This is a genomic window from Novosphingobium sp. 32-60-15 (genome assembly GCF_002280675.1).
GTDB lineage: Bacteria > Pseudomonadota > Alphaproteobacteria > Sphingomonadales > Sphingomonadaceae > Novosphingobium.
Genome location: NZ_NCEN01000008.1, coordinates 156,201 through 167,006 on the forward strand (window position 1 = coordinate 156,201; position 10,806 = coordinate 167,006).

Consider the following 10,806-nt stretch of genomic DNA (forward strand, 5'->3'; position numbering starts at 1 on the left):
CCGCTTCTGGCAAGGACACCCGATATGCGAACCTTCAAGGCAATGCTCACAGCGCTGGCGATCAGCGGTTCTATCATCCCGACAATGGCCTTGGCGCACAAAGAACAGGTGCTCGAAGTCCCCGGTTCCGCCGATTTTCTCGCCGTAGATGGCGACAGCGTTTGGGCAACCAACGTGGGCAGGGTTGAGCGTTGGTCACGCCAAGGTAAACTGGCCGAGGTTGCTATGACGCGCCCGTGCGGTGCCATGGCGATCCACGCAGGCAGTTTGTGGGTCGCTGATTGCAAGGAAGGCGCGCTGGTTCGCATAGACACGCAAAAGGCCCAGAAGGTGGCGACAATTGCCACCGGCATCGCCAATCCCAAAGGGGAATTGAATGTCGTCGCAGGTGCCGGTTCAATCTGGGTCGCAAGTGACCAGAAGGGGGTCGTCTCGCGAATTGATCCGGCGACCAATAAAGTCGTTGCCACCATCAAGGTCAGCCTTGGAACGCACTACCTTACGTTCGGTTATGATGCCCTGTGGGCCGTCAGTAGTGAAAGCAAGACAGTCCAACGCATTGATCCCAAGACAAACACCGTCGTCAAAACCACTGAGTTGGGCAATAGCCCCGGCTTCCTTGCATCGGGCGTCGGCGCAGTATGGGTTCAGGAACAAGGTGACGGCACTGTCGCGCGTATTAATCCGACCACTGGTGATGTGACCGGCCGGGTGAAAGTTGGCGAAGTGCTCAAATGGGGTGATATCGACACCGGCGCAGGCCTCGTCTGGCTGCGCACGACCGAAGCGCAAACCTTCGTCGCAATTGATCCGGTGAACCTGACTGTCGTCAGCCGCTTGGGCAAAGCCGAGGGCAGCGGCGCGCTGCGCTTTGCATCGTCAGGCTTGTGGACATCAGCCCACGACGTGAAAACGATCACATGGTGGCCAGAACCGATTCTGGCGCACGGTATGTAATCTCTTCCGCGGCCCGAACATTCGGGCCGCGGATGATGCTAGAATTAACGGGCTGAAGCGACGCGGACCGCAGCAGTTCCGCTTGCTTTGGCAAGCCGTGCTTCAATCTGTGAGCGCACATCAGCCGTTACCGCAGTCCGGCATTGCTGTGCCTTGGCTTCGACAGCAAGGTGCAAACCTGAAAAGCGATCACCGCATACCGCTCGAGCAGCCTGGTCCACGCGAATGGCGAGGCGCTGTTGCCCATCGGCCGACGACAAATCAAGACCTTGAAGGTTCAGGATCGCCTTGTCTTGAGCGAAAGGATTGGAGTTCGCACTTGCGGCAGTGGCCGATGTTGCGAATGCGAGAGCGGCAAGCGCCACGAGAGCAGTTTTCAAGGTCATCTCCTGCGTAAAACGATTACGGCTCTATGGCCGCTGTCGCTGATATAGCCGCAGACGATGACAATTTCAATATTCAACGCGAAATCAGTAGTTTATTACTCTAACGTTGCCTGGTTATTACTTCGCGCGCACCACCAGCATGGCCAGATCGCCGTGCCCCATCATGCCGATTGGCAACTTTACATCTTGTGTGGAGCCCGCCACCGAAACCGCGATTGTCCGTGCATAAGGCGCAGACCAGGCGCGAACAGTCTTGACCGGCACGCGCACATGCCACCGCTGCGTACCTTTTGCCGATACTTCTCGGCCATTGATCAGCACGGCTGACGTCTTATCCGTTCGTTGACCAGACACACGCAAGCAGCTTTCCGAACCACATTTGACCAAGCGGGTGCTCGGCTTGCTCGCCGCAATAGCAGGGGTTGCAAGCGCCCCAGACAGAACCGCGAACACCGCAAGCGTTTTTAGTCGCAACATTAGTTTTCCCCATTGCTTGGTGAAAGCATTCACGATGGAAATCCGGGCAAGCGCTGACAAACCGATCAGGCTAGGCTGATTCGCAGCTGCAAAGTCCGTCCTTTGCGGATGTTGCGCTGCATGAATTTGCAGGGTTCGCATGGCGCTCATGCGGTGGTCGCGCCACTAACCGTGTCGACATCCTTACCAGCGCGCCCAGCTTTCACTTTTGCAATCAACGGCTGAAACGGAAAGATCGTCTGCTCCCAGATCGAAAGCCGCTTACGTTCGTCCTGGCCCACCAAAACACCTTCGCCTTCACGATAGGTGCCGAAGATGCGGTCGAGCAAAATCAGCGAATTGCCGTAATTGCAGCGGGTTGCCTCATAATCGGTGGAATGATGCAAGCTGTGATGGCGGATTGTCGTGAAAAAGAACGAATACCAGATCGGCGGATCTGACCGCACATTGGCATGGGCAAACGTTGCGATGACGTTCAGCGTGTTAAGCCCGGCAAACAGCGCGGTCTTTTCGAAATCGAAGAACGCCAGCACACTGAGGCTGATCAGGAACAATTCAATGGGATTGCCGACCGCGCCTTTGGCAGCGTTCAATTGTGTAAGGTGATGATGTGGCGCATGGGTCAGCCAGAACGGCGTCCAATTGTGCATGAGCCGGTGCATCCAATATTGCCCGAACTCAAGAATGACGATGACCATCGCCACTTGCGCCAACCATGGCACCGCAGCCATCCATTTGGTGCTGATGCCAAGTGCAGACTTTGCCGCCAGTAACGGGTCTTCGGCGAGAGTTTGCGTCAACCACGAAATCACCGTGGCGCTGAGCACCACGTAAAACAGATCGGTAAAGAACTCCTGCCGGTTCATCCTCCAGCCGGTGTGCCGTTCATGCACAAATTCAAGCAGCAGAACAAAAACGACGATCAACGAAGATGTGATCAACAATGCCGAGGAGTGATCGACGACCGCCTTGGGCGCATAGGCCCAAAACAATATGACCGCAGCGATCATCGCAGGCGGGATCATATTGAAGGCTTTTGTCTTGAGGCTCGCAAGCATGCACCGGCTCCATTTACAGTTGGAACTGTGCGTTGCGCCGCGTCATATGGGCAGGGGCAATTTTCCGATGAAAGGCATAGATTGGAACTATGGCTTACGAAGGGCGCGGACGCGGCGGTACACCTCGTCCCAGAAAAGCTGGGTTGCCGTGTCTCGTGCCGGGTCTGTCCGCGCCAATAAATAGATATCGTAAGATGGCTCGAATTCAGCCGTCAGCAAGGGCCACAATCTGCCCTTTGCCACTTCATTTTCTGCTGCGAGGATTGGCAAAAAGCCTATGCCCACGCCTTGCGTGATCAATCTTCGCGCTTCGTTGATGTCTTCGGCCATCCCGCTCACCTTGGAGCCAAGCCGGTAGCGGCGGCGCAAATGGGTGATCAGTTCGATTTCATCTTCGCCGGTGAGGACAAACCCTTCATCCTTAAGGTCGTGCAACCGGCTGACGCGATGGCCAAAATAAGGGCTGCTGCGCGAACAATAAAGTTGCTGGCGCTCAACCAATAGAGGCTCGTACATCAAACTGCCGCGCACATTGGCATCATAACTCACGCCGATTTCCACATCGCCTTGTTCAAGCGCGTCGAGCACTTGCCGCCATGGTGACACGCGGATTTCAATATGAATGTCGGGATTGCGCCGATGAAAACTGGCGATGGCCTCATCAAACTCTGGCGAGACCAGTCCGGACACGATCTGGATGCGGACAAAGCCTTCCACGCGCTTGGTTGCCTGGGCAATCTGGTGCGGCATCATCCGTGCAGATTCCAGCATATCTTCGCATAAGGCCATCATCGCTTTGCCCGCTGACGTCATCTCGACACCCGTCGCGGTACGGTGCAGGAGCGTTGCTCCCACATGATCTTCAAGTCGCTTTAGCGCCGCGCTTATGCTTGGCTGCTGGCGGTTTAGCTGGCGTGCAGCAGCGCCGATGCCGCCAGCGCGGACGATGTCCACAAACGTGCGCATCAGGTTCCAATCAACCCGGCTGGCAAATTTCTTGTCGATCAATGGCACGCGATCACTCACGCCGATATCATCCTTAAGCAAGGCCGACTTCAAAAAGGCCGTTGAATTTGCACATATAAACTGTCCGGCAAGTTGGTCATAGATCAAATCAATGAAAAACATAAAAAGGGCACGTCTATCGCTATGACCTGCGGCAATTATGCCTTTATCCATGATGACAAAAGCCCCGGTCCTCCCCATTGTCGACATCACCCGGATCGACAGCAATCGCATCGAGGACCGCTTGGCGGTTGCCGAAGAGCTGGACCGCGCCTGCGCAGACACAGGCTTCCTATATATCCGCGGCGCGCAATTGGATGCGGCGCTGTTTGATCGCCTGATCGCACGCGCCAAGGCCTATTTCGCGCTTCCAGCTGAAGCCAAGATGCAAAGCTACATCGGCTTGTCTGAAAACCACAGCGGCTATGTGCCGGTGGGTGAGGAGCAGTTTGGGGAAGGGTCTGACGACCTTAAAGAGGCTTACGACATCAATCGCGATTACCCAAACGCGGCAGGTCGCAATCCCTTGCTTGGGCCAAACATCTGGCCCGACATGCCGGGTTTCCGCGAAGATGTTCAGGCTTATTACGGCCATGTCACGCAAATCGGCGGCGCGCTTTTCCGCAGTTTCGCTCTTGCCTTGGGGTTGGCTGAAGATCATTTCGATGCGCTCACCAGCCATTCCCCAAGCCAGCTCCGCCTGATCCATTACCCGTACGATGCCACCGCGCGTGACTGCCCCGGCATTGGTGCGCATACCGATTATGAATGCTTTACCCTGCTGTTTGCCACGGCACCGGGCCTACAGATTATCAACAAGCAGGGCGCGTGGATCGATGTGCCGTTGATTGATGGCACGGTGATTATGAACATCGGCGATATGATGGAGATCATGTCCAATGGCCGCTATATCGCCACACGCCACCGCGTTAAAAAAGTCCCGGAAGAGCGCTATTCCTTCGCGCTGTTCCACGCCTGCAATTATGATCACGTCATCGCGCCTGTCGTCAAAGGCGAAGCACCGCGATACGCGCTGCTCAAATGTGGTGAGCATTTGTACAATCAAACCGCCCAGACTTTCGCTTATCTAAAGCGCCGGATCGCAAGTGGCGAACTTGTGCTGAATGACGCCGTGCCGCTTGATTCCTTCGGCCAACGCGCATCTGTATGACACTCGCCGATCTGCTTGCGGCACTTCCCCAATCGAACCTTTCGGACATGCCATTTCCGCAAGCCTTGCTCGGCGCATTCCGCCGCAAAAGCATCACGTTCGCCAATGGCCTGACAGACGAGACAACTGTTGTTTACTGGTTCCAGTCCAAAACATTCACCATCGATCTGCGCTTGCCAGATGGCCCCGCTACACCCCCAGAGGATCGTCAAGGCTGGGTGGGGGACACGTTATGGGATGACGCCGCGCAACAGCTATCCTGGACCATCAACCGCAGCTACCAACCGCGCAATCAATGGCCTGAACCGGCCACGCTCAGCTTCATTGGCAATTGCGTTCTGGAGTACGCCCCCTCGGGCGCATATGTCGAAGATTGGCGCCAGCAATCTACCACCGGCCCATTGTTGGGACTGCGTCTGTTAAGCCTTTTCAACGAAACTACGGGGCACACCCATGCGATGGACGGCGGTCTGATTGTCGCGGGCGATTATGCAGCCTACGCACAATCACGGCTTCCGGCTGTCGATGCTGCGCTGGATGAAGCAGGCGATCTCGCCAAGGCCCTGGCAGACGGTATTGCCACAGAAGGCCAGATCGAGAGCTATGAAGTCTCGGTCGCCACCAACGGCCTTGCCATCACGCATAGCACCCAACCTGAACGTCTCGGTCAAAACCTCGTTAACGGGGACTTCAAGATCAACACTGAGGGCAAAGTGATCCTGTCCACATCAATCAAAGGCGCACGATGCCAATTGCACTTTGCCGTTGATTGTCACCAATCAAACGTCGCGTTTGCGAACAAAAGCCTGTGCTCGATGGAGTCGCTCCAATGGGCTGAACGCGAAAATGAGCATCTCCTGCGCCACGCAAAGATTGTGCGCTAGCCAACACTGGCGCCCGCGCCAGATAAACTGATCGCCGCGCAAACCACAACCTTACATAAAAAATACGATAGCGGAGAAGGCTGTCGAATAATGCTCTGAAAAATGGCGAACAGAATTCTGCTGTTTAGACTTTGGCCTGCCCACTGCATGTTGGTCACAATTATGTTTTCAGATTTTCAACGTCTTGTTTGAATGGCGAGCCAGTAGATTTTGATGTGACTACCAGACTTCGTATGGCCAGAATTGGGACGAAGCCGTCAGTTTTCATTGCTTCGGTCCTTGCGCGCGCTTCGAGCCTTTCACAAGCACCGATATCCTCCCATTTCAGCCAAGACCTATCTATGTCAGACGATAGCCGATGCCTGGTTCGTTGCGGATAATCGTGGGTTGTGAAGGGTCCGCTTCGATCTTGAGGCGCAGGGCACGCACAGCGACGCGCAGATATTCGACGTCATTGCGGTGGGCCTTTCCCCAAACGCGTTCGAGCAGGGTTGCATGCGTCATGATGCGGCCTCCAGCTTCGACCAATGCTTGCAGCACAGCATATTCTTTGGGTGTAAGCGCGACGGGTTGGCCCGCTATTTCCGCCTCGTGGCGGTCTGGAATCATGCGGATCGGGCCATGGACCAATTCGCCGCCTTTTTGCGATGCCCGCCCGTTGCGCAATGCCACACGCAGCCGTGCGCGCAGTTCCTCGCCGTCGAACGGCTTTGTAACGTAATCAGCCGCGCCCAGATCGAGCGCAGCAACCTTTTCGGCAACGTCACCGCGCGCAGACACCACGATGACAGGAATAGCGCTCTGCGACCTTATGGATGCAATGAGTTCGAGGCCGTCCCGGTCCGGTAGGCCAAGATCGAGCAGAACCGCATCAATGCCGCCGCGTGCCAGCATAGCCATTGCCTCACGGCCACTGGCGGCAGAGATGGCTTCATGACCATCATGTTCAAGAACCACCGAAAGCAAGCGCAAGATGGCGGGTTCGTCGTCAATGCACAGCACACGGCTCATGCACACGGCCTTTCGGCGAACGGAAACACTAGCGTAAAACACGCTCCGCCAGTGGTTGCGGTGCTGATCGAAACTGACATTCCCATGGCATCGGAAAATCCTTTGGCGATGGCAAGGCCCAGCCCGCTGCCGCTCGATTGATCGCTGCCTTCAAGGCGGATAAAGCGATCGAATATACGGGATCTCTCGGCTTGCGGTACGCCCGGACCATCGTCGCTGATAGCAAGGCAAACTGTGCCGTCTTCCTGCGTCGCAGCAAGGGCGACCTGTGATTTGGCGTGGCGCAGGGCATTGTCGATCAGGTTGGCAAGCACATGGTGCAACAGCACCGGGTCGGCTTTCACAAATGGCAGATCAGCAGGGAGTGTCCGGGTAAGCAAAAGATGTGGGGGCAGGGTAGTCCCGTCACAGGCAGCCGCGATGACGTCGACCAGATCAAGGCTTTCGAAACTGGGCGTGAGCGAGCGTGACTCAAGACGCGCTGCACCAAGCAGGTCGGCCATCATTCGTTCAAGGCGTTGGGCAGCGGCTAAAGCTTCGCCTGCGCCTGCACTGGTATTGGCCAAGAGCGCCAACTGTCCGGTAATTACTGTCAGCGGTGTTCGAAAATCATGCGCCATCGAAGCCATGAAAGTACGGCGCAGGTGGTCACTTTGCTCCAGCATTTCCCGTTCGCGCCGCTCGGCCTCAAGCATATCGCGGTCCCGGCACTGGCCAAGCAAAAGAGCAAGTTGGCGCACGTGTTCCAACTGGTTTGCGCGCCTGATGGAACCATTGGCCGGACGTGCCAGCGCGGCAACTTCGCTCGCCGGACGGTTTTTCTGGACAAGCGGAAAGAATGTCCAATCGGCCGTGCCCATCACTTGTGTACCGTGGCCTGTAACATCGCCATTATGGATCGCCCAAGCCGCTGCCGAAAGGTCGAGTGACGAAAAGGCAGCGCCGATTGATTGCAGCGCATCTTCTGAAACAAGAACCAGATCACCATACCGTCCTGAGACCAGATCAAGACCGCCTTGCAATGCTGATCGGGCTGGATGTGCGCCCAGAATAGCGGAGAGTTCAGCAGCCTCCTCGCCCATTCTGGCGCGTTCCAAAGCCTCTGCCTCACGAGCCATGAGCCTTGTTGCAAGACGGCTTGTAACGATTGCTACTGCCAAAAGCACCACAAGGCTGACAACATTATCCAGCCCATGGACGCGAAAGGTGAAGCGTGGCGGCAGAAGGAAGAAGTTAAAGGCGCCAGCCCCCAAAAGCGCTGCAAACAGTCCCGGTCCAATACCGCCACGCGTTGCAGCGTAAAGGACCGGCAGCAAGAACAGCAATGCTGCGGAGGCAAGGCCCAGCACGTCCAGCCAGACCGAACTCAGCCAAGACACGCCTGCCACAGCAAGCAAGGCAACAATGTAAGGCGTCGCTGTGGCTCTCATGTTGTGCATCATAGCTCGATTTGGCTGCCGAGTTCGACCACACGATTAGGAGGTATCGAAAAGTATGCGGTAGGATCGGCGGCATTGCGATGCAGGAACATATAGATCACCGTCATCCAACGCGGCATCGCCGGCTTGGTCGCAAAGCGGATTGCACTGCGTCCCACAAAGAACGACGTTCCTCCCGGCCCCACCAGCAGCCCTTGGTTGCGGGCAAGATCGCTCGGCACATCAATAGCGTCCATATAACCATAGCGCAGCCGGGCCTTCAAAAAGCGGTCATCGACGCGCTCCAGCGAAAGTCGCTCATCTGGCGCGATGTGTGGTTTAGACTGGGTTTCCACTTTCAGTAAGACATTCGTCCGGTGAAGCGCCTTGTTGTGCTTGAGGTTATGCAGCAAAGCCGATGGCATCATATCCAGGTCTTGCGTCAGGAATACTGCGGTGCCTTCAATGCTCACAGGCGGACGGGCAGCCAACGCTGTGATCATGTCATTAAGTGCGGTGCCTTGCTCGCTTGCCCGTTCCATCGCCGTTTTCCGCCCTTTCAGCCAGATCACGACAACCAGACCAATAATCGCGGCCACCAGCAGCGGCACCCAGCCACCTTCGCTGATACGCAGGAAGTTGGCACCAAAGAAGAACAGGTCGAGTGCGAGAAACGGGGCAATCGAAAGCGCGGTCCAGACCGGATTCCAATTCCAGAACTTCCATGCGATGATAAACGCAAGACTGGTGGTTACGACCATCGTGCCGGTTACCGCAATGCCATAAGCTGCTGCCATCGCAGAGCTTGATTTGAAGCCGATGACAAGGATCAGCACCCCTGCCAGAAGCAGCCAGTTCACTGCAGGCATATAGATCTGGCCGACCTGATGTTCTGAAGTCTGGCGGATGGTCATGCGTGGCAGCAAACCGAGCGCGATGGCCTGATGGGTCAGCGAATAGGCCCCTGTTATTACGGCTTGGCTGGCAATGATCGTTGCCAGAGTTGCCAGGATCACCAATGGCGCGCGCAAGCTGTCAGGGGCCATGATGAAGAACCAGTCCGCATTGGCCAACGGCTTTCCTGAGGCTTGAGCAACCGCCAGTGCTTTGAGCGCCAGCGCGCCCTGGCCAAGATAGTTCAGCGTCAGCGCTGGCCAGACAAACACCAGCCAGCCCAGCTGGATCGGCCTTTGCCCGAAGTGCCCCATATCGGCGATAAGGGCCTCAGCGCCGGTAACAGTCAGGAATACCGCGCCCAGAACAAACAAGCCGGTCACCCCGTGTGACGTCATAAAAATGGCGGCATAGAGTGGATTGAACGCCGCCAAGACTTCAGGTGCTTCAACAATATGCCAGATACCTAAAGCCGCGAGCGCCAGAAACCATAGCGTGCAGACTGGTCCAAACAGACCAGCCATGCTGGCCGTACCACGCGCTTGCATCGCAAACAAACTGACAAGGATCGCGATGGTAACTGCAAGGATCGCCATTTCGCTCATCCCGCCAAATCCGGGTATCGTCTTCAAGCCTTCAACCGCAGATAGAACCGAGAGCGCAGGCGTTATGATAGCATCGCCATAGAACATGGCAGCTCCCGCACCGCCAAGCAGCAAGACTACCAGCCAGCGCCCGCCTGTCGCGCGCTTGGCCAGCGCCATCAACGATAGGACACCGCCTTCGCCATTGTTATCCATCCGACTGAGGAACAGAACGTACTTCAGTGTGACGACAATGATCAGCGCCCAGAGGGCCAATGACAGTACGCCGAGAATTTCGATCTGCGAAATTCCGCCTCCGGCAGTCTGGGCCAAAGCCTCTCGGAAGGCGTAAAGCGGGCTGGTGCCGATGTCGCCATAGACAACCCCGATTGCACCAAGGGTGAGCGCAGCAAGGGAGTTGCGTTTCGTCGTGTTGGCAGCTTGCACAGACAGTCTCCGGAATGAAGAACTGGCTTTGCAGCAGATGGCCGTTAAGCCGCCATGGGAATAAGGTCCTTGCTGCGTAAAGATCCCGTAAAATCAAGCCTGAGCGGTTGAACGGGAAGCTTGGAACGCAGTGTGTTTGGTATGATCAAACCAAGAGTCGAAAGGGCCTTAACTTCGGTCGTTGCTGCCCTCGAATAGACAGGGTTGAAGTATGCCGTTCGTTCACATCGACACACTAGTCTTGGAATGAAGTAGTCAGAGATATTGCTGTCGTTCGCCACCCTTAACAACAGCGACCCGGTGTGCTGGCATTGCTGACGACAGTTTTTATGCCGCGATTGGCAAGTCTCGGCACAAACAGACGTTCACACCCAAACCTCTGAATGGCGCAAATTGGTCGGCACATGCCTGGTCGAAATTGTGGATCGGCGTGCAAAAGGAACCCGGCTAGCGGGGTGATCGGCGTCCAAAAGGGAACCACCATTCCGATGGTTTAGACAGCGGCCTGGATTTT

10 protein-coding genes are annotated in these 10,806 nt (G+C 56.2%); 3 read left to right on the top strand and 7 right to left on the bottom strand.

The genetic code is table 11. The features are described 5' to 3' along the window. Nucleotides 1-24 precede the first annotated feature (24 nt). Complete coding sequence (locus B7Y89_RS08390; protein WP_292937532.1) at nt 25-957, top strand: YncE family protein; 933 nt, start codon at nt 25-27, stop codon at nt 955-957. Between the two features lie 44 nt (nt 958-1,001). Here the strand turns inward: B7Y89_RS08390 and B7Y89_RS08395 are convergent, their stop codons facing one another. From B7Y89_RS08395 to B7Y89_RS08410, 4 genes are all read right to left on the bottom strand, one after another. Next, complete coding sequence (locus tag B7Y89_RS08395) at nt 1,002-1,343, bottom strand: UrcA family protein (RefSeq protein WP_292937534.1); 342 nt, start codon at nt 1,341-1,343, stop codon at nt 1,002-1,004. A 117-nt stretch (nt 1,344-1,460) separates the two neighbouring features. Further along, nucleotides 1,461-1,853, bottom strand: coding sequence for a hypothetical protein (locus tag B7Y89_RS08400; RefSeq protein WP_292937536.1), 393 nt, complete (start codon nt 1,851-1,853; stop codon nt 1,461-1,463). A gap of 113 nt (nt 1,854-1,966) precedes the next feature. Next, entirely contained in the window at nt 1,967-2,878 is a 912-nt protein-coding gene (locus B7Y89_RS08405; RefSeq protein WP_292937538.1) for a sterol desaturase family protein, read from the bottom strand. 87 nt (nt 2,879-2,965) lie between these two features. Next, nucleotides 2,966-3,904: a LysR family transcriptional regulator gene (locus tag B7Y89_RS08410; protein WP_292937559.1), complete on the bottom strand. Its 939-nt coding sequence runs from the start codon at nt 3,902-3,904 to the stop codon at nt 2,966-2,968. Between the two features lie 151 nt (nt 3,905-4,055). Between B7Y89_RS08410 and B7Y89_RS08415 the strand changes: the two genes are divergently transcribed. Beyond that, entirely contained in the window at nt 4,056-5,054 is a 999-nt protein-coding gene (locus tag B7Y89_RS08415; protein ID WP_292937540.1) for a 2-oxoglutarate and iron-dependent oxygenase domain-containing protein, read from the top strand. Continuing rightward, the gene (locus B7Y89_RS08420; protein ID WP_292937542.1) at nt 5,051-5,938 is read left to right on the top strand and encodes a hypothetical protein; all 888 of its coding nucleotides are present in this window, start codon (nt 5,051-5,053) and stop codon (nt 5,936-5,938) included. Before B7Y89_RS08415 ends, B7Y89_RS08420 begins: the two co-directional genes overlap by 4 nt. A gap of 339 nt (nt 5,939-6,277) precedes the next feature. Here the strand turns inward: B7Y89_RS08420 and B7Y89_RS08425 are convergent, their stop codons facing one another. The 3 genes from B7Y89_RS08425 to B7Y89_RS08435 are packed head-to-tail and all read right to left on the bottom strand — an operon-like array spanning nt 6,278 to nt 10,292. Beyond that, on the bottom strand, nt 6,278-6,949 hold the full coding sequence (locus B7Y89_RS08425; RefSeq protein WP_292937544.1) for a response regulator transcription factor: 672 nt from the start codon (nt 6,947-6,949) through the stop codon (nt 6,278-6,280). Continuing rightward, a complete protein-coding gene (locus B7Y89_RS08430) occupies nt 6,946-8,379 on the bottom strand; it encodes a DUF4118 domain-containing protein (protein WP_292937546.1) in 1,434 nt (477 codons plus the stop codon). The genes B7Y89_RS08425 and B7Y89_RS08430 overlap by 4 nt, the downstream gene beginning before the upstream one ends. An 8-nt stretch (nt 8,380-8,387) precedes the next feature. Continuing rightward, a complete protein-coding gene (locus B7Y89_RS08435; RefSeq protein ID WP_292937548.1) occupies nt 8,388-10,292 on the bottom strand; it encodes a potassium transporter Kup in 1,905 nt (634 codons plus the stop codon). Between the last annotated feature and the right edge of the window lie 514 nt (nt 10,293-10,806).

Coding starts and splice junctions, on each gene's coding strand:
- B7Y89_RS08430 (WP_292937546.1), bottom strand. CDS start 8,379: ATGAGAGCCACAGCGACGCCTTACATTGTTGCCTTGCTTGCTGTGGCA.
- B7Y89_RS08425 (WP_292937544.1), bottom strand. CDS start 6,949: ATGAGCCGTGTGCTGTGCATTGACGACGAACCCGCCATCTTGCGCTTG.
- B7Y89_RS08395 (WP_292937534.1), bottom strand. CDS start 1,343: ATGACCTTGAAAACTGCTCTCGTGGCGCTTGCCGCTCTCGCATTCGCA.
- B7Y89_RS08420 (WP_292937542.1), top strand. CDS start 5,051: ATGACACTCGCCGATCTGCTTGCGGCACTTCCCCAATCGAACCTTTCG.
- B7Y89_RS08415 (WP_292937540.1), top strand. CDS start 4,056: ATGATGACAAAAGCCCCGGTCCTCCCCATTGTCGACATCACCCGGATC.
- B7Y89_RS08405 (WP_292937538.1), bottom strand. CDS start 2,878: ATGCTTGCGAGCCTCAAGACAAAAGCCTTCAATATGATCCCGCCTGCG.
- B7Y89_RS08390 (WP_292937532.1), top strand. CDS start 25: ATGCGAACCTTCAAGGCAATGCTCACAGCGCTGGCGATCAGCGGTTCT.